This window comes from Pasteurella atlantica (assembly GCF_963693435.1).
GTDB classification, from domain to species: Bacteria; Pseudomonadota; Gammaproteobacteria; order Enterobacterales; family Pasteurellaceae; genus Phocoenobacter; species Phocoenobacter atlanticus.
In genome coordinates this window covers 2,145,888-2,164,105 of the sequence record NZ_OY856306.1, presented here as the reverse complement: position 1 = coordinate 2,164,105, position 18,218 = coordinate 2,145,888, and the positions used below count along the sequence as shown (strand labels likewise).

Sequence of the window (18,218 nt, the reverse complement as noted above, 5' to 3'; positions counted from 1 at the left end):
TAACCTTTAGAAAAAATTATTATGTTACTTATAGATCTGGTAGGTAAAACACTGACTCAAGAAGAAAAAGAGATATTAGCCCATCCTTTTGTGTCTGGGTTAATTCTCTTTAGTCGTAATTTTTACGATAAAGAACAACTTCAGGCGTTAATTGACGCTATTCGTTCTCAAGTAAAGAAACCGTTATTGATTACAGTTGATCAAGAAGGGGGCAGAGTACAACGTTTTAGAAATGGTTTTACTCAGCTTCCTGCAATGCAATCTTTTCTTGCTTTAAATAAGCCTCACCTAGCCAAAGAGGCTGGGTGGGTGATGGCAGTAGAAATGTTAGCATTGGATATTGATTTGAGTTTTGCACCTGTCTTGGATTTAGGACATCAATGTAAAGCCATTGGTGATCGCTCATTTGGTAGTAAACTTTCTGAGATATTACCCATCGCAGAAAGTTTTATTGATGGAATGCGAGAAGTGGGAATGGCAACAACAGGAAAACATTTTCCAGGTCACGGTCACGTAGTTGCTGATTCACATTTGGAAACACCTTTTGATAACCGCGCTAAAACAGAGATTTTTGCTCAAGATATTCAGCCATTTGTAAGTTTAATTCAGAAAAATAAACTTTCCGCCATTATGCCTGCTCACGTGATTTATACACAATGTGACAATCAACCCGCAAGCGGTTCAAGTTATTGGTTAAAGGACGTTTTACGTAAACAACTTAATTTTAATGGTATTATTTTTTCTGATGATTTGGGTATGAAAGGGGCAAGTTTTATGGGGGATTATGTCGAACGAAGTCAAAAATCCCTAAATGCAGGTTGTGATTTATTACTGCTTTGTAATGAGCGACAGGGCGTTATTCAGGTCTTAGATAACCTAAAATATACACCAACCAAAGAGCATAAAGATCGTCATCTATCTTTACTCAAACACCGTAATATTAACTGGAAAGAATTACAGACCAGCTCTCGTTGGAAAAAATCTTCTCAACAATTAAGTCAGCTCCAAGAACAATGGTTAGAATTTAAAGAAAATAGTGAAGATTAAAATGAATTTAGATTAAAAGTATAATGCGACACCTTCTTACATTTCAATTACTATTTTTCAAACATTGCACTTTGTTATTGAATTTAAGGAGCTAAAAAATTTATCTTAGCACTTGTCAAAATAATGTTATTAATGTAATCTACTCTTGATCTTACAGATCGTAGAGGTGCGAATACAAAGAGTATTCTATTTGAGTGGATAACGTTGAAGATAGAAGAAAGGTGTATTTGCCGAAATCAATTGAAGGTCACTTTGATTGGTTGGGGTTATTTCCGAAAGGGATAACACTGTCATCATTTTTTATATAAGAATGATGGAGTGCTACTAGTTAAGAGTAAAATCTGTTCTAAATTGATTAAATTCTTCATCTCTAGCAATTCTTTTTCCTTCTACTTTTTGTTCGATCTTCTTGTAAACACAACACAGAGGATTTTATGAACTTAATTGATTATTCCCATTCTATATGGTCATTAGTACCCGCATTATTGGCACTACTATTAGCTATTTTTACTCGTAAAGTAATTCTATCTTTAAGTATTGGGATTATTGTCGGTGCGTTTATGCTCGCTGATGGTAATATTTTAAATAGCTTAATTTATATAAAAGATAGTTTTATTTCATTGGTTTACACTGATGGAGGGCTTAATTCTGGTAGTGTAAATATTCTACTATTCCTTGTTTTATTAGGAGTATTAACCACATTATTAAGTATTTCAGGCAGTAACCAAGCATTTGCTAATTGGGCACAAAAAAGAATAAAAGGAAGACGTGGTGCAAAATTAATGGCTGCTAGCTTGGTCTTTTTTACCTTTATTGATGACTATTTTCATAGTTTAGCAGTGGGTGCCATTGCACGTCCTGTTACCGATAAATTCAAAGTTTCTCGAGCCAAACTTGCTTATATTCTTGACTCGACCGCTGCACCAATGTGTGTGTTAATGCCTATTTCTAGCTGGGGAGCATACATTATTACCTTAGTGGCAGGATTATTAGCCACTCATTCAATTACACAATATTCACCACTTGGTGCATTTATGACAATGAGTGCAATGAACTTTTATGCTATTTTTTCTATGATTATGGTATTTGTCGTCTCTTACTTTTCTTTTGATATCGCATCAATGGCACGTTTTGAAAAAGAAGCAATGAATAGAGAAGTGGTTGAAGAAGAGTCTTTAATAGAAGAAGGAAAGGTGCGTAATTTATTATTGCCCATTATAACACTTATTTTAGCAACAGTAACAATGATGATTTATACGGGTTATGAAGCTCTCGCTAGTGATGGTAAAGCATTCAGTATCTTAGGTGCTTTTGAAAATACAACGGTAGGAATATCATTAGTTGTGGGTGGCGTGATGTCACTCATTGTAGCGACACTTTGTCTTATCATTGATGGTAGATTTAACCTTTCAGAATATACTAAATCTTGGGGTATTGGTGCAAAATCAATGCTAGGTGCTATTCTTATTCTCTGCTTTGCGTGGACAATTAATGGTGTAGTAGGAGATATGCAAACAGGAAAATATCTGTCAACATTAGTGGTCGGGAATATTCATTCAGGCTTTTTACCTGCAATTTTATTTATTCTAGCTGCTGGAATGGCATTTTCAACAGGGACAAGCTGGGGAACTTTCGGTATTATGCTTCCAATAGCAGCATCAATGGCAGCAAATGCAGATCCTACATTAATTTTACCTTGTTTATCGGCTGTAATGGCAGGAGCAGTATGTGGTGATCATTGCTCTCCAATTTCAGATACGACGATTTTATCTTCAACAGGAGCACAGTGTAATCATATCGATCACGTTACATCACAGCTTCCTTATGCAATGTTAGTCGCAGCCACTACAACTTTAGGTTATTTAGCATTAGGATTTAGTGGCTCAATGCTTATTGGTTTTGTTGTTACGGCAGTAGTCTTTACTACTTTGATTTTAATCTTTAAAAAGAGAGCCAGTTAATATATTCACTATTTTCTGAAGATATTAAGCGGTTAGATAATTGTTAAAATATGCAAATTTTAATAAGAATCTAACCGCTTTGCTATGAGAGATTAAGATATTTTATTTATATTTATTAAATCAGGACAAGCTTATACTTTTAAAACTTATAATATTTTTAGTTATTTATTTTCTTGTAAAGGTTGAATATTAAACAAAAACTATTTGATTAATGTTTGTTTATGCTTGGACGATGGTAATAAAGTTTATTTCCAAATTAAAATAAAGGGTTGTTTTATTAATGTGTATATTTTTTGTTCAAGTATAATTTTGCTCTATGTTTATTAAGTAAGATTTATAATTTAACATACCCAAAATAGCCATTTTATGGTTTAATATTACATCGTTTTCTCAGAGAAATATAAAGGTTAAAAAATGAGCTGGATTGAAAGAATTTTAGGTACAAAATCATCATCTCAAAGTAGTAAAGCAAGTATTCCTGAGGGAGTATGGACAAAATGTACAAGTTGTCAGCAAATTTTATATGTTGAAGATTTAAAACGTAATATGCAAGTGTGTCCTAAGTGTGATCATCATATGCGAGTGCCTGCTCGTTTGCGTTTATTAAATCTATTTGATGAAAATAGTATGGAAGAGTTAGGTGCAGAATTAGAACCACAGGATATTTTAAAATTTAAAGATTTAAAAAAATATAAAGATCGCTTAAATGCCGCCCAAAAGCAAACAGGAGAGAAAGATGCTCTTATTGCAATGAAAGGCACTCTTTATAAAATGCCGGTCGTCGCCGCTGCATTTGATTTTGAATTTATGGGTGGTTCAATGGGTACAACCGTTGGGCAAAAATTTGTATTAGCGGCTGAAAAAGCACTAGAAGAAAATATTCCTTTCATTTGTTTTGCCGCTTCTGGTGGTGCAAGAATGCAAGAGGCATTATTCTCACTTATGCAAATGGCAAAAACCAGTGCGGTATTAGCAAAATTAAAAGAAAAAGGCGTGCCTTTTATTTCTGTAATGACAGATCCGACCTTTGGTGGTGTATCTGCAAGTTTTGCAATGCTTGGTGATATTCATATTGCAGAACCAAAAGCATTAATCGGGTTTGCTGGTGCTCGTGTTATCGAACAAACCGTACGTGAAACCTTACCAGAAGGTTTTCAACGTGCTGAATTTTTATTAGACCACGGTGCATTAGATATGATTGTACATCGTAGCAAAATGCGAGATACTCTAGCAGGATTAGTCGCTAAAATGACAAATCAACCTTCGCCTTTTCAAGAAGAAGTATTGCTTTTGACTGAGCAGGTTACAGAAGAAACAGCCTAATGACAATAATGAGTTCTCCTCAAGCCACGAATTCTTTAGAAACGTGGCTTTCCTATTTAGAAACAAGTCATTGTAAAGCCATTGATTTAGGTTTGGAGCGAGTAAAATCTGTCGCTTGTACGTTAAATTTACTTAAACCCGCACCTTATATCATTACTGTTGCAGGAACTAATGGCAAAGGTTCAACCTGTAAATTTTTAGAAACTGCATTACTTAAAGCAGGGAAAAAAGTAGGTGTTTATTCTTCACCACATTTAATACGTTATAACGAAAGAGTACGGATTAATGGTGAATTATTAGATGATGACGCACATATTCGTTCTTTTGTAAAAATTACAGAACATAAGAAAGTATCATTAAGTTATTTTGAATACAGCACTCTTTCAGCATTAGATCTGTTTAAGCAAGCAAATTTAGATGTAGTGATTTTAGAAGTAGGATTAGGTGGTCGTCTTGATGCGACTAATATTGTTGATCCTGATTTTGCAGTGATTACCTCTATTGATATTGATCATATCGCATTTTTAGGAGATAACAGAGAAGATATAGGACGAGAAAAAGCAGGTATTTTTAGACCAAATATTCCTGTTGTAATAGGAGAGAAAGATTGTCCTCAAAGTATTATTGAGCAAATTAAATTACTAGGGTGCCAAGCATTTATTTGTGATAAAAATTACAAATTTTCAATCAAATCTGACCGCTTTATTTGGCAATCTGATAAAGTTTGTTTTGAAAATCTTGCTTTACCCAAAATTCCCTATCCAAATGTTGCAACAGCACTCGCCGTTTTAACCCATTTACCTTTTAAGATCAGTGAAACCATTATTGAAGAAGCGGTTATAGAAACTCAATTAACAGGACGATTTCAATTTTTAACACAACAAGATTTTGTAAATTTCTCAAAAAAAATACCGCTTGCACAAGTTATTGTTGATGTAGGACATAATCCTCACGCTACTCGTCATTTAGCTGAGCGATTAATTCAATTAAAACAACCTCATCAAAAAATTTATGCGCTATTTAGTGTCTTGGAAGATAAAGATTTAAATGGAATTATTACACCACTACAAGATATTATTAATGAGTGGCATTGTGTAACTTTAGATTGTTTTAGAGGACAAAGAGGTCAAATAATTTTAGAAAAAATGGTAAATTTCATACCAAATGTAACCGCTTATCATTATGAAAATATGGAACAAGCAACAAACAAAGTATTTGATATTGCAACTGAAAAAGATGTCATTCTTGTTTTTGGTTCGTTTCATACAGTGAGCGATTTTTTATTATCAATTAAACATTAAAAAAGGATACAACACATTATGTGGAAAGAAGTTTTATTAAATTACGGTATTTTCTTATTAGAATTATTAACTGTATTTGGCGTCGTCATTGCAATTGTAATGATGGTATTAGAAAGTAAAAAACAAGGACAACAAGGTGAAATTTCAGTTAAAAATTTAACGGAAAAATATAAAGAAAGCAAGACCGCCTTAGGTAATTTCTTTTTAAGTGAAGCAGAGCAAAAAGCGAAAGAGAAAGCAGAGAAAAAAGAGCAAAAAGCAAAGGCAAAAGCAGAGAAAAAACGTTTAAAATTAGCTAAAAAATCTAAAAATCCAGAAGTTGAAAATGAACAGGAAGAAGAGGTGAGATCTCGTCTTTTTGTATTAAATTTTAACGGTGACATAATGGCAAGTGGTGTTGATTGCTTACGTAAAGAAATTGATGCGGTCGTTGCCTTAGCCAGACCCGAGTATGATGAAGTATTATTAAAGTTAGAAAGCCCAGGGGGTGTCGTTCATGGCTATGGCTTGGCTGCATCACAATTAGCACGCCTAAAAGAACGACATATTCCTTTAACTATCACTGTTGATAAAGTTGCAGCAAGTGGTGGATATATGATGGCCTGTGTAGCAGATAAAATTATTTCAGCGCCATTTGCGGTAATTGGTTCAATTGGAGTAGTTGCACAAGTACCAAATATTCATCGTTTACTGAAAAAACACGATGTCGATGTTGATGTAATGACAGCTGGTGAATATAAACGTACGGTCACCTTAATGGGAGAAAATAGCAAAGCAGGTAAGAAAAAATTTCAACAAGAATTGGAAGAAACCCATAAACTATTTAAACAATTTGTCACACAACATCGCCCACAATTAAATATTGAAAAAGTGGCAACTGGCGAACATTGGTTTGGACAACAAGCGTTAGATCTAAAACTAGTTGATGAAATTTCAACCAGTGATGATATAATTTTAAACGCCATTGAAGAAAAAGAGGTTATTGAAGTGAAATTTACTCAAAAGAAAAATGTCTTAAAACGCTTTGGTATCGAACTTGAACAAAGTGCAGAAAGATTGATGACCAAATTATTGAATAAATCACACTCTTCAATGTTATAAATATAATTATTTTAAAGCGGTAACTTAAAACTAAAATTTTGCAAAATCTTTTATCTAAGTCACCGCTTAAGTAAATAATTCTTTAGATCACTCACATTGAACTAATTTTCTCTGCTCGTTCTTTATCTATTTTTCTTAATTGAATTAATGCGTTATTCATTTGAGTATGGTTTTTCTCACCTTTAGCACAAAGTATAATATTTTCTAGCGTATCAGCTTGATGATAATAAGATTGTTTACTTGTTAATGCTTGTTCAAATAAATTATAAGCTTGTTTAAATTGGGCTTGTTTACATAAAAAAGTCCCATAATTATTTAATATATCAGGACGAGGTTGGTGATCTTTTGTAAATTTTTGACTTAATGTAACCGCTTGTTGATAGGTTTGTGATGCATCTGAAACTTTACCTGTCTGTTGATAGTAATAAGCAAGTACTGAATAAGGTAAATAGTGCTGATTGTTATGTTCCAGTGCTTTGTCGATATTTAATTTTGCTTTTGGAAAATTATTTTCTTTTAAATAAGCAAGTGCAAGGTTGAGTCTTGCTTGCATTGCTTCTGTTTTGTTTATTGAGTGTTCTGTTGATGTAGAAACACAACCTGTCAAAGTCAAAGCAATTATACAAGCGGTAAGATTTGAATAAAAATTTGCAATTTTCATCATAGTTTCCTTTTTAATGTGTTTGCTGTTCTTGAATATTGATACTTTTCCCAAACTTATGCTTTTCAGCGGTTCGTTTGGTTCGGTCTATCACTTCACCTGCAAGCTGTCCACAAGCAGCATCAATATCATCTCCTCGTGTTTTTCTTACGATAACAGTAAAACCATACTCCATCAATGTTTTTTGAAAACGATCAATACGAGAATTAGAACTTTTGGTATAAGGTGCTTCAGGGAATGGGTTCCACGGAATTAGATTTATTTTACAAGGGGTATTTTTTAATACTTCAGCCAGTTGATGGGCGTGTTCTATGCCATCATTAATATGAGACAACATTACATATTCAATGGTTACTTTGCCGTGATTCGCATTCGATACTTTTAAATATTCATTCACAGAATTCATCAACATTTTAATATTATATTTTTTGTTGATTGGCACAATTTCATCACGAATTTCATCGTTTGGGGCGTGTAAAGAAATCGCTAGAGCAACATCAATTTGTTCACGCATTTTATCCAATGCTGGAACGACTCCAGATGTTGAAAGGGTGACACGACGTTTTGATAAACCATAAGCGAAATCATCTAACATTAGTTCCATTGCAGGCACCACATTATTCATATTTAATAATGGCTCACCCATTCCCATCATTACTACATTAGTAATTGGTCGCACACCTGTTACACCAAAATTACCAATAATTTTAGCGGCTCGCCATACTTGTCCAATAATTTCAGACACGTTTAAATTACGATTAAAACCTTGTTGGGCGGTAGAACAAAAAGTACACTCTAACGCACAACCTACTTGTGAAGAAACACACAATGTTGCACGATCCCCTTCTGGGATATACACTGTTTCAACTTGTTGATCGCCTACCTGCATTGCCCATTTGATTGTTCCATCGGCTGAACGTTGTTCAACAGCAACCTCAGGCGCTTTAATTTCCGCAATTTGTTTTAATTTTTCACGCAAGACTTTGTTAATATTGGTCATATTATCAAAATTATCTTCACCAAAATGGTAAATCCATTTCACCATTTGATCGGCACGAAAAGGTTTTTCACCCATTTCTTTAAATAAATCTCGCATTTGTGAACGCGTTAAATTCATTAAATTGATTTTATCGGATTTTGGATGCTGCACTGCAACCTTCGTGGATTGAGCGGAGCTGTTTTGTGTGTTTTGTTGTGACATTAGGCCTCGTTATTACACGGATTATGGCAAAAATTGATTATTTTGCAAAAGCATTTAAAGAAGGGGATTTTACCTACCTCAATAATTTTATGCTAGTCTTTTTTATGATTAATTTTAAGCAGTCACATTATTTTTAAAATTTGCAAATGTAATATAGAGGGATAGATACTCCCTATATTTTAAAAAAATAGTTTTTAATCCATTTTTGACGTAAAATGGTCACAATGTTTTTTTATATTTAGGATTCATATATGGCATATACAACATTTTCACAAAATAAGAACGATCAATTAAAAGAGCCAATGTTTTTTGGTCAAAATGTCAATGTTGCTCGTTATGATCAACAAAAATACGAAATTTTTGAGAAGCTGATTGAAAAACAACTGTCATTTTTTTGGCGACCTGAAGAGGTGGATGTTTCACAGGATCGTATTGATTATAATGCCCTTCCAGAACACGAAAAGCATATTTTCATCAGTAATCTAAAATATCAAACGCTATTGGATTCTATTCAAGGTCGTAGTCCAAATGTAGCATTGTTACCTATTGTTTCTATTCCTGAATTAGAAACTTGGATTGAAACTTGGACTTTTTCTGAAACTATCCATTCTCGCTCATATACACATATTATTCGTAATATTGTTAATGATCCATCAATCATATTTGATGACATTGTGACTAACGAAGAAATCATTAGACGAGCAAAAGATATTTCTATTTATTATGATAACCTAATTCGTGATTCACAGCTTTATAGCTTATATGGAGAAGGCATCTATAAGGTTGATGGTGTAGATCATAAAGTTTCACTAAGAACGTTAAAAAAACAACTTTACCTCTGTATGATGAGTGTAAATGTATTAGAAGCTATTCGTTTTTATGTCTCATTTGCTTGCTCTTTTGCCTTTGCGGAGCGTCAATTAATGGAAGGTAATGCTAAAATTATTAAATTTATTGCACGTGATGAGGCATTGCACCTAACGGGTACTCAACATATTTTAAATATAATGGCATCAGGAGAAGATGATCCTGAAATGGCAGAAATTGCTAAAGAGTGTCGTCAAGAGGCTTATGATCTATTTGTTGCAGCCGCAGAACAAGAGAAAGAGTGGGCGGATTATTTATTTAAAGATGGTTCAATGATTGGTTTAAATCGAGATATTTTAGTTCAATATGTGGAATATATTACTAATACTCGTATGCAAGCCGTAGGGTTAGATCTTCCGTTTAAAGTACGTTCAAACCCAATTCCGTGGATTAATTCGTGGTTAGTGTCAGACAATGTACAGGTAGCACCACAAGAAGTTGAAGTGAGTTCATATCTTGTTGGACAAATTGATTCAAAAGTCAGTACTCAAGATTTTGATGACTTTGATTTGTAATGCAAATTCGGTTAATTCATAGCCAAGTGATACTGGAACATAATAACAAAAACTCATTACTTGAAACCTTAGAAAAAAATGGATTTTTTCCTGAATATCAATGTCGAATGGGTTTTTGTGGTTCTTGTCGAATAAAAATAAAAAGTGGCAAAGTCTCTTATAAACAACCTCCTTTAGCGATGCTAAAAAGTAACGAAATTCTTACTTGTTGTTGCGTAGTTGAAGAAAATTTAGAAATAAAGTTTTAACTTTACTTAAAGCGGTAGGATGTTGTAAGAAATTTACAAAATATTACTAACTAAGCATTATCGATGTAACATACTTTCACTCTTAGGAATAACCTTAAAATGATAAAACGTGCTATATTCTTAAGCATATTTATGCTCTCTTTTTTATCGGCTTGTAGTTCTGTTAAATATCATCCTGTTGAAACGATTAATCAAATTAATACCAATAATGGATATCGAGTTTATAATGTATTATCCAAAAATAAACAACATAAAAATCTTATTATTTTGATGTTTTCAGGTGGGGGAAATCGTGCAGCATCATTAGGTTATGGTGTCTTAGAGCAATTTGCAAAAACTGAAATTAATCCTACCGCTAAGGGAAGGACTTTATTGGATAATATCGACTTGGTCTATGGGGTTTCTGGTGGTTCTGTGTTAGCAAGTTATTTTGCCTTGGAAGGAAAAAACGTCATTCCTCAATTTGAAGAGCAATTTTTAAAGTATGATTTTCAACAACAAATAGTCAATGAAGCACTCTCTGTTTCTACAATATCTCGATTAACTTCACCTCAATTTGGACGGGGTGATTTACTTGCAGAACAGCTTAATTCAGCCCTTTTTAAAGACAACACTTTTGACGATCTCCTTCATCATCGTAAAGGTCCTTTTGCTGTAATTAGTGCCACAGATATGAATATGGGACAACGTCTTAATTTTATTCAAGAAGATTTTGATCTTCTTTGCTTAGATTTAAAAAAAGTGAAAATTGCCAGAGCGGTTGCAGCATCTAGTGCTGTACCATTAATTTTTAGCCCTCTTACTTTTAACAATAATGGGGGTAGTTGCTATCCTTCGAAAAAAACTAGCGTAATAAAAGCAACAGAAGCGGGGAAAAATAAAAATGAAATACAAACTAAAAAAGATTTATATAAAAATAGTCAAAAAAGACCTTTTATTCACTTAGTTGATGGTGGGTTGACGGATAATTTAGGATTACGCAGTTTACTTGATACCTATAATTTATGGGGCTTTCAAGGTATTAAAAATAATTTAAAAAAATCTAATATCAAAAATGTCATTGTCATTAACGTAAATGCTCAAAATCAAATTACGAGTAATGTAGATTTATCCGCAGATATTCCTAATACTTCTGATATTGTGAATGCGATTATCAATGTCCCTATTGATAGTAACACACAAAATACCCTGAATAGTTTTAGAGCCTTGGTTGATGAATGGAATAAAAAGCAACAAAATATTAAGATCTATTTTGTGAGTTTAAACTTAAAAGATTTACCGACCTCTTCATTACGAGATGAAGTACTAAATATTGACACTTCTTTTTATTTACCTAAAGAAGATGTCAATAAATTAAAACAATCTGCCAAAATTCTTCTAGATCAATCCGTTGATTATCAGGAAGTATTAAAAGTATTACGATAATTTCAGTAAAGTGGTGATTTTTAACTATTCCCGAGAGAGTGCATCTACTGGCTTTAAGCGAGCTGCATTTTTTGCGGGGAAATAGCCAAATATAATGCCAATTGATGATGAACAAAAAAATGCAATAACAAATGATGAAAAGGTAAATTGCATTTTAATTCCTTCTACTATTAATGAAAAAATACTGCCTATAAAAAGAGAAAAGAGCACGCCTATTATTCCACCAATTAAACTGACAACTATCGCTTCTATTAAAAACTGCTGTAGAATGTCTTTTTCTTTCGCTCCTACTGCAATTCTAATACCAATCTCTTTGGTTCGTTCAGTTACAGAAACCAGCATAATATTCATTATCCCAATTCCTCCAACAACCAATGAAATAAAAGCAATCGCTGAAATCATTAATGTTAATGTTTGTGTGGTTTGATTTAAGGATTGTAATAATTTATTACTATTAAACGTGAAAAAATCCTTTCGTCCATGACTTGCTGTTAAAAGATCAGTTATTTTTAGTTCAGCCATTGCTGGTGTGATATTTTTGTTTAGATGAACTGAAATTCGCTGAAAATAGTCTTGATTATTAATGCGACTATTCATTGCACTATAAGGAAGCCAAATATGTGCAGTTTGACTGTCTGAAAATAAAGAGGGAGATTTGACTACTCCTATAATTAGAATGGGGACATTCTCAATAAAAACAATATTATTGATAGCTGTCTTTTTCCCAAAAATGGCTGTTTTTGATATTTCATCAATAACACCAACTGCCTGATTAGAGCTAATATCTATTGGTTTTAATAAACGTCCCGATAATAGTTTATATTTTTTCAGTGAGAAAAAATCCTGACTTACACCATTTACAGAAACAGGAATTGTTTTATTTAGGAAACGCATCTTTGAAAAAGATTGTAATCCAGGGCTGACTCCAAGAATATAAGGCTGTTTACTTAATAGATCTAAATCATTAATAGTGAGGGTTTGAATTTTAGTGGGATCACTCTCTTCCCAATTTTTACCTGGAAAAATACCAATAGTACTAGCTCCTAAAGAACTAAATTCACTTAATACTTTATGTTTTGCCCCCTCTCCTAATGCAATAATACTGACCACAGAAGCAATCCCAATAATAATGCCAAGCATTGTTAGAAAGGATCTCATTTTATGTGCTTTCATCATACTTAGTGCCATAATAAGTGACTCATTGTAATGATACAAGATATCAAGAAATGTTATTTTTGTACTGTTTTCTACTAATGTTTGTTTTATTCTTGTATATTTAGGAGAGGGATTTTGTTTTTTATCGGAGATAATCTCACCATCTTTCAGTGTAATTATACGTTCAGTATGTTTAGCGATTTGCATATCGTGAGTAATTAAAATAATGGTATGCCCTTGTTGATGTAATTCCTTTAAGACCTCCAAGACTTCGTTACTACTTTGACTATCTAAAGCTCCCGTAGGCTCGTCGGCTAAAATAACCTCGCAGCCATTTATTAGAGCCCTAGCAATACTTACTCGTTGCTGTTGTCCTCCTGAAAGTTGATTTGGTTTTTGCTCTAACTGTTTTTGTAGTCCTAAACGGTATAATAGGTTTTTTGCTTGGATTTTCCTTTTTTCTTTATCCATCAAAGAATAAATTGCGGGAATTTCTACATTTTCAATTGCACTTAAATGAGGCAATAAATGATAACGCTGGAAAATAAAACCAAAATGATTACAGCGTAATTTTGCTAATTCTTCATTTGATAAATCCGTAATACGACGTCCTTGAAATAAATATTCTCCTTCATCAGGAATATCTAGTGCACCAAGGATATTCATTAACGTCGATTTTCCAGAACCTGAACTTCCTACAATCGCAATCATTTCGCCACGATAAATTTGTAGATCTATGGATTTAAGTACAGTCGTTTCAATATTTCCATTACAATAACGACGTGTGATATTTTTAAATTCAATTAATGGTTGATTTATCATAATATTTTATACTCATTTTCATTATTATTTGAAGATAAAATATCTGTTGATAATACAACACGCTCTTTCAATGATAGTCCCTTGACTACTTCAACTTGTGAATTATCTTGTAATCCCGTTGTAATAAGTCGTTGCTCTTGGTTTCCATTTTCTTGTAATACGGTCACATAATATTGATTGGGTTGAATCATTTTCCCTAATAATGATAAAGGGATAGTCAATACATTTTCTTTTTTATCTAACAAAATTGAAACAGAAGCAGTCATTGCTATACGTAGTTTATGTTCTGGATTAGGGACTTTAAAAGTGGCGTAATAATAAACCGCTTTTTGATCGTTTGCGGTTGGAATAAGTTTTATATTATCTAGTTTAGAATAGTGCTTATTATCAGGCTTTCCTAATAAAGTAAATGAAACCGGAGCTCCTATTTTAATAGAAATAACGTCCGCTTCTGAAATGTTAGTTTCAATTTGCATTGTTTCAATATCAGCTAATTGCATCAGAATAGGTGCTTGTTGTGTGGTAACTAAAGTTTGTCCACTTTTGGCAGTAACAGAAACAACGGTTGTATCCATTGGCGAGCGTATTTCAGTATAACGTAATTGAGTTTGGGATTTCTCTACTTTAATTTGTGCACTCGCTAAATTACTCTGTGCAATTCTCACTTCAGCTTTAGTAATACTTAAATGATGTTTAGATGTTTCAAAGAGTTGTTTTGATGTTGCATTTTTCTGCATTAAAGTATATTGACGCTCAACATCCATTTGTCGTTGTTTTAGCTGTTCTGATTTAATAGCTAAATTTCCTCGGAGATTTTCTAATTCTGCCAGTGCTAACTTTAGTTCTGTTTCCGCTAATTGAGGATCGATTATAGCTAATAAATCACCTTTTTTAACTTTTTGTCCTTCTTTCACCAAAATTTGTTTTATTTGACCAGAAACCTGTGCACCAACATCAATTTTTGTCAATGCTTGTACTTTACCAGTTGCTAGAATTCTTTTTTCAATTTTTCCCAATGTGACTGGAAAAATAATATTTTGAGGTTCTTCATTATTTGGTAATAAGTAGAAGCCAATTACTACAACTAATAACAAGAGGATAATGGTGTGCTTTAATTTTTTATGAAACTTCAAAATACGATTCCTTATGTTATTTGAAGATAAGATAGATAGGTTATATTCTTTATATGACTAGTCCATTTAGTCAATAGTTCCCAAAAAGATTATTTATTTCAAAAGAGTAAATTTTTATCAAAATCGTACCGCTTATGATTAACTATTCGCAATAATCACGGCACGTTTCGGTGCTGAATAACCTTCGATCGTTTTAGAATGATCCTGTGGATCTAAAAAATCTTCAAGGGATTCAGTGTCGATCCATTCAGTGCGACGTTGCTCTTCGACCGTTGTTACTGCTTCATCAACACAACGCACATTTTTAAAGCCTGCTTTTTCCAACCAACTGATCAGAGCTGGTACAGACGGAATAAAATACACATTTCGCATTTTTGCATAGCGATCGCTTGGCACAAGCACATCATTGACACCCCCATCAATCACTAAGGTTTCAAGCACTAACTCGCCCCCTTTACGTAACTGGTTTTTAAGCTGTAAAAAATGGTCAAAAGGTGATTTGCGATGATATAACACCCCCATTGAAAACACCGTATCAAAAGCTTTCAGCGGTTGCATTTCTTCAATCCCCATCGGAATTAAATGTGCTTGGCGATTATTATTTAATAATTTACGCACTGCTTCAAATTGGCATAAAAATAAGTCCGTTGGATCAATGCCGACAACCAATCTTGCTCCTTCGCCTACCATTCGCCACATATGATAGCCACTGCCACAACCGACATCTAAAATGGTGCGATCTTTTAATGGCGATAAGTGAGGCAAGACACGATCCCATTTAAAATCAGAACGCCATTCGCAATCAATATGCACATCATACAAATGATAAGGACCTTTTCGCCACGGTTTAAGCAATTTTAAATTATGGATAAAACGCTGTCTTTCCCCTTGTGATAATAAAGGCTCACTTTCAATGGCTTCTACTTTATCTTTTAAATTAATAGAGGCTGTTTTCACAGGTAAATGTTTTAGGGCATTTTCCCACTTTTCAAAATCACCGTGTACTTGGGTTTGCCACTGCTTCATTTGTAAAGGTAAGGTTTCAAGCCAGTGAGAAAGCGAACTTGTTGCTAATTGTTGGTAAAAAGGACGAAAATCTATCATTGTTAATTATTTCTATGTATGAACAAATACGTAGAGACGTAGCAGGCTACGTCTCCACAGGAATAAAATGGTAAATTTATTTAAAAATTTGACCGCTTATTTTACAGTAACACGAGCAAATTTACGTTTACCGACATTATAAACCGCCGTTGTGCCAGTCTTGATCGTTAAACGTGGATCTTCCACTTTCTCGCCATCAATTCGCACACCGCCACCTTTTACAGAACGCATTGCTTCTGAGGTTGAAGGCGATAATCCCGCCTCTTTCAATAGGCTCGCTAATCCCATCTCGCCTTCAAAGGTAAATTCAGGCATTTCATCTGGCATTGCCCCTTTTTGGAAACGGTTGATAAACTCTTGTTCCGCAGCGTCAGCGTCAGCTTCCGAGTGGAAACGAGCGATAATTTCTTTGGCTAACAGAATTTTCACATCACGAGGATTGCGACCAGCGGTTACTTCTTCTTTGAATTTTGCAATTTCTTCTAATGAACGAAATGAAAGCAAGTCGTACCAACGCCACATTAACTCATCAGAAATTGACATCACTTTACCAAACATCTCGCTTGGCGTGTCAGAAACACCGATGTAGTTACCTAATGATTTAGACATTTTTTTCTCGCCGTCTAAGCCTTCAAGCAATGGTAATGTCATTGCAACCTGTGGTTTTTGACCGTTCGATTTTTGCAATTCACGTCCTACCAATAGGTTGAACGTTTGGTCTGTTCCGCCTAATTCTACATCAGCTTCAAGGGCAACTGAATCGTAACCTTGTAATAATGGATACATAAATTCGTGGATTGCAATAGATTGATTATTTGCAAAACGTTTTTTGAAATCATCACGTTCTAACATACGAGCAACGGTATAGTTAGATGCAAGGCGAATCATTCCTTCTGTTCCCAGCTGGCTTAACCATTCTGAGTTAAATACTACTTTGGTTTTTTCAGGATCTAAAATTTTGAAAATTTGCGATTTATAGGTTTCCGCATTGCGTAACACATCTTCTTTGGTTAAAGGTGGACGAGTCGCATTTTTACCTGACGGATCGCCAACCATACCCGTAAAATCCCCAATTAAGAAATACACTTCGTGACCTAACTGCTGGAATTGACGTAATTTATTTAACACCACCGTATGCCCTAAGTGGATATCTGGTGCGGTTGGATCTGCTCCCAATTTAATACGTAATGGACGATTTTCTTTTAATTTTTCAATTAAATCATTTTCTGAATAAATATCTTCTACGCCACGTTTTAATTCGGCAAGTTGAGTTTCAATAGACATATATTTCCTTTATTTAAGAAGTTTAAAATGAACATTTGGTTATTATAACGAGAATAGAAAAAAAAAGCGAAAAAAAGCACCTTATCTTGTGGGGGTGATAAGGTGCAAAGAGTTGGAGTGATTACCTATTATTTTTTAAGTGCGCTAATGATAACAATTATCATTGACAGAGCAATATAATTTACAATCATTTACAAACTATAATTCTATATCTAACAATAAGAAATTATTGTTATGTTTATTTTTAGTCAAAAAAATGTTAAGGTTATTAACTAGTATTTCAAATCAATTACATTTATTACGTTTTATTTTAGGAGTGAACAATGACATATATACTGCCGGCATTAGATTATGATTACGATGCATTAGAGCCACATTTTGATAAATTAACAATGGAAATTCACCATTCAAAGCATCATCAAGCTTATGTAAATAATGCAAATGCTGCTTTAGAAGCAACACCTGAATTATTAGCATTAACGCCAGAAGAACTTATTGCTAATTTAGATAAAGTGCCTGAAGAAAAACGTACAGCCGTGCGCAATAATGCAGGTGGACACGTGAATCATAGTTTCTTTTGGAAAGGTTTAAAAACAGGTACTGTGTTAGGTGGAAAACTAAAAGAAGCCATTGAGCGTGATTTTGGTTCTATTGAAACATTTCAAACCAAATTTGAACAAGCTGCTGCTACACGTTTTGGTTCTGGTTGGGCGTGGTTAGTGATTGAAAATGGTAAATTAGCCGTTGTTTCAACACCTAATCAAGACACACCACTAATGGGTAAAGATGTTGCTGGGGTTTCTGGTACGCCAATTATTGGTTTAGATGTTTGGGAACACGCCTATTATCTCAATTATCAAAACCGTCGTCCAGACTACATTAAAGCATTCTGGAATGTTGTAAACTGGGATGAAGCAGAACGTCGTTTTCAAGCGTTAGTATAATTAAGTAATTACTAGGAAGTGTTCTCAATTCAAACATATTTACTGTTGATCGCCAAAATTATCTTAAACAAGGTACAAAACGTAGGTAATATCTCAGTCTCATTAAGTTTTTTAGCGTAGTAGATA

Annotated in this window: 15 protein-coding genes and 1 riboswitch; of the genes, 9 read left to right on the top strand and 6 right to left on the bottom strand. The window is 33.7% G+C overall.

The genetic code is table 11. The features are described 5' to 3' along the window. Window positions 1–21: 21 nt before the first annotated feature. The 5 genes from nagZ to sohB all read left to right on the top strand — a co-directional run bounded on the left by nagZ (window position 22) and on the right by sohB (window position 6,733). On the top strand, window positions 22–1,047 hold the full coding sequence (nagZ, locus tag U9966_RS09895; RefSeq protein WP_306346409.1) for a beta-N-acetylhexosaminidase: 1,026 nt from the start codon (window positions 22–24) through the stop codon (window positions 1,045–1,047). A gap of 153 nt (window positions 1,048–1,200) precedes the next feature. Next, window positions 1,201–1,379: riboswitch (Lysine riboswitch) on the top strand. Window positions 1,380–1,481: 102 nt separating this feature from the next. Then, entirely contained in the window at window positions 1,482–3,008 is a 1,527-nt protein-coding gene (locus tag U9966_RS09890) for a Na+/H+ antiporter NhaC family protein (RefSeq protein ID WP_306346407.1), read from the top strand. 414 nt (window positions 3,009–3,422) lie between these two features. Further along, window positions 3,423–4,331 (top strand): acetyl-CoA carboxylase, carboxyltransferase subunit beta, encoded by a 909-nt coding sequence (gene accD, locus U9966_RS09885; RefSeq protein WP_306346406.1) that lies wholly within the window; start codon window positions 3,423–3,425, stop codon window positions 4,329–4,331. Beyond that, window positions 4,331–5,632, top strand: a complete 1,302-nt coding sequence (gene folC / locus U9966_RS09880; RefSeq protein WP_306346405.1) for a bifunctional tetrahydrofolate synthase/dihydrofolate synthase — start codon at window positions 4,331–4,333, stop codon at window positions 5,630–5,632. Before accD ends, folC begins: the two co-directional genes overlap by 1 nt. 18 nt (window positions 5,633–5,650) lie before the next feature. Further along, the gene (sohB, locus tag U9966_RS09875) at window positions 5,651–6,733 is read left to right on the top strand and encodes a protease SohB (protein ID WP_306346404.1); all 1,083 of its coding nucleotides are present in this window, start codon (window positions 5,651–5,653) and stop codon (window positions 6,731–6,733) included. Between the two features lie 91 nt (window positions 6,734–6,824). Here the strand turns inward: sohB and pilW are convergent, their stop codons facing one another. Together pilW and rlmN are read right to left on the bottom strand one after the other, a co-directional pair. Continuing rightward, entirely contained in the window at window positions 6,825–7,394 is a 570-nt protein-coding gene (gene pilW / locus U9966_RS09870) for a type IV pilus biogenesis/stability protein PilW (protein WP_211599132.1), read from the bottom strand. 13 nt (window positions 7,395–7,407) lie between these two features. Next, window positions 7,408–8,511 carry a dual-specificity RNA methyltransferase RlmN gene (gene rlmN, locus U9966_RS09865; RefSeq protein ID WP_306346480.1) on the bottom strand — a complete coding sequence of 368 codons (1,104 nt, stop codon included), beginning with the start codon at window positions 8,509–8,511 and terminating at the stop codon, window positions 7,408–7,410. 335 nt (window positions 8,512–8,846) lie between these two features. Here rlmN and nrdB point away from each other — a divergent pair, with 335 nt between their 5' ends. The 3 genes from nrdB to U9966_RS09850 all read left to right on the top strand — a co-directional run bounded on the left by nrdB (window position 8,847) and on the right by U9966_RS09850 (window position 11,650). Next, complete coding sequence (gene nrdB, locus U9966_RS09860; protein WP_306346403.1) at window positions 8,847–9,977, top strand: class Ia ribonucleoside-diphosphate reductase subunit beta; 1,131 nt, start codon at window positions 8,847–8,849, stop codon at window positions 9,975–9,977. Further along, the gene (gene yfaE, locus U9966_RS09855) at window positions 9,977–10,225 is read left to right on the top strand and encodes a class I ribonucleotide reductase maintenance protein YfaE (RefSeq protein ID WP_211599103.1); all 249 of its coding nucleotides are present in this window, start codon (window positions 9,977–9,979) and stop codon (window positions 10,223–10,225) included. The genes nrdB and yfaE overlap by 1 nt, the downstream gene beginning before the upstream one ends. Before the next feature lie 99 nt (window positions 10,226–10,324). Next, complete coding sequence (locus U9966_RS09850) at window positions 10,325–11,650, top strand: patatin-like phospholipase family protein (RefSeq protein WP_306346402.1); 1,326 nt, start codon at window positions 10,325–10,327, stop codon at window positions 11,648–11,650. A 24-nt stretch (window positions 11,651–11,674) separates the two neighbouring features. On the opposite strand, the gene U9966_RS09845 is transcribed toward U9966_RS09850, so the two are convergent. From U9966_RS09845 to tyrS, 4 genes are all read right to left on the bottom strand, one after another. Further along, a complete protein-coding gene (locus U9966_RS09845) occupies window positions 11,675–13,627 on the bottom strand; it encodes a MacB family efflux pump subunit (protein ID WP_306346401.1) in 1,953 nt (650 codons plus the stop codon). Further along, the gene (locus U9966_RS09840) at window positions 13,624–14,760 is read right to left on the bottom strand and encodes an efflux RND transporter periplasmic adaptor subunit (RefSeq protein WP_306346400.1); all 1,137 of its coding nucleotides are present in this window, start codon (window positions 14,758–14,760) and stop codon (window positions 13,624–13,626) included. The genes U9966_RS09845 and U9966_RS09840 overlap by 4 nt, the downstream gene beginning before the upstream one ends. Before the next feature lie 138 nt (window positions 14,761–14,898). Next, a complete protein-coding gene (gene cmoB / locus U9966_RS09835) occupies window positions 14,899–15,864 on the bottom strand; it encodes a tRNA 5-methoxyuridine(34)/uridine 5-oxyacetic acid(34) synthase CmoB (RefSeq protein WP_306346399.1) in 966 nt (321 codons plus the stop codon). A 96-nt stretch (window positions 15,865–15,960) separates the two neighbouring features. Beyond that, complete coding sequence (tyrS, locus tag U9966_RS09830; RefSeq protein ID WP_306346398.1) at window positions 15,961–17,148, bottom strand: tyrosine--tRNA ligase; 1,188 nt, start codon at window positions 17,146–17,148, stop codon at window positions 15,961–15,963. Between the two features lie 323 nt (window positions 17,149–17,471). Between tyrS and sodA the strand changes: the two genes are divergently transcribed. Beyond that, window positions 17,472–18,092, top strand: a complete 621-nt coding sequence (sodA, locus tag U9966_RS09825) for a superoxide dismutase [Mn] (protein WP_306346397.1) — start codon at window positions 17,472–17,474, stop codon at window positions 18,090–18,092. The last annotated feature ends 126 nt before the right edge of the window (window positions 18,093–18,218 follow it).

Bases quoted from the DNA above. Each gene is read 5' to 3' on its own strand.
- nagZ (WP_306346409.1), top strand. From the start codon at position 22: ATGTTACTTATAGATCTGGTAGGTAAAACACTGACTCAAGAAGAAAAA.
- U9966_RS09890 (WP_306346407.1), top strand. From the start codon at position 1,482: ATGAACTTAATTGATTATTCCCATTCTATATGGTCATTAGTACCCGCA.
- accD (WP_306346406.1), top strand. From the start codon at position 3,423: ATGAGCTGGATTGAAAGAATTTTAGGTACAAAATCATCATCTCAAAGT.
- folC (WP_306346405.1), top strand. From the start codon at position 4,331: ATGACAATAATGAGTTCTCCTCAAGCCACGAATTCTTTAGAAACGTGG.
- sohB (WP_306346404.1), top strand. From the start codon at position 5,651: ATGTGGAAAGAAGTTTTATTAAATTACGGTATTTTCTTATTAGAATTA.
- pilW (WP_211599132.1), bottom strand. From the start codon at position 7,394: ATGAAAATTGCAAATTTTTATTCAAATCTTACCGCTTGTATAATTGCT.
- rlmN (WP_306346480.1), bottom strand. From the start codon at position 8,511: ATGAATTTAACGCGTTCACAAATGCGAGATTTATTTAAAGAAATGGGT.
- nrdB (WP_306346403.1), top strand. From the start codon at position 8,847: ATGGCATATACAACATTTTCACAAAATAAGAACGATCAATTAAAAGAG.
- yfaE (WP_211599103.1), top strand. From the start codon at position 9,977: ATGCAAATTCGGTTAATTCATAGCCAAGTGATACTGGAACATAATAAC.
- U9966_RS09850 (WP_306346402.1), top strand. From the start codon at position 10,325: ATGATAAAACGTGCTATATTCTTAAGCATATTTATGCTCTCTTTTTTA.
- U9966_RS09845 (WP_306346401.1), bottom strand. From the start codon at position 13,627: ATGATAAATCAACCATTAATTGAATTTAAAAATATCACACGTCGTTAT.
- cmoB (WP_306346399.1), bottom strand. From the start codon at position 15,864: ATGATAGATTTTCGTCCTTTTTACCAACAATTAGCAACAAGTTCGCTT.
- tyrS (WP_306346398.1), bottom strand. From the start codon at position 17,148: ATGTCTATTGAAACTCAACTTGCCGAATTAAAACGTGGCGTAGAAGAT.
- sodA (WP_306346397.1), top strand. From the start codon at position 17,472: ATGACATATATACTGCCGGCATTAGATTATGATTACGATGCATTAGAG.